Genomic DNA, 302 nt, shown 5'->3' on the forward strand with positions numbered 1-302 from the left:
GACCCCCACCACACCCAGGAGGCCACGGTCTCGTTGGACATGCCGCAACTCGGCCTGGACTGGCACGCCGAGCCGAACGTCCACGACGAACTCACCGGTGCGGCCTACCGCTGGGGCCGGACCAACTACGTACGCCTGGAGCCCGGCCGCACGCCGGCCCACGTGTTCCACGTCCGGTGACCGGCAGCAGCGAAGGGAGCCCAGGAGCGTCATGACCGTCAACTCGCCCGTTCACGACACCTTCGAGGACACCCCGGTCAAGGACCGCGACCCCGACTGGTTCAAGCGCGCCGTCTTCTACG

At 68.9% G+C, this 302-nt stretch carries 1 protein-coding gene; it reads left to right on the forward strand.

What is annotated here, in order from left to right; translation table 11 throughout:
- Window positions 1-180 (forward strand): alpha-amylase (locus I3F54_RS31965; protein WP_240122419.1); only part of this gene is annotated, 180 nt, incomplete at its 5' end.
- Between the last annotated feature and the right edge of the window lie 122 nt (window positions 181-302).

The sequence above is a fragment of the Streptomyces sp. MUM 2J genome (genome assembly GCF_022414535.1).
In the GTDB taxonomy this organism is placed as follows: domain Bacteria; phylum Actinomycetota; class Actinomycetes; order Streptomycetales; family Streptomycetaceae; genus Streptomyces.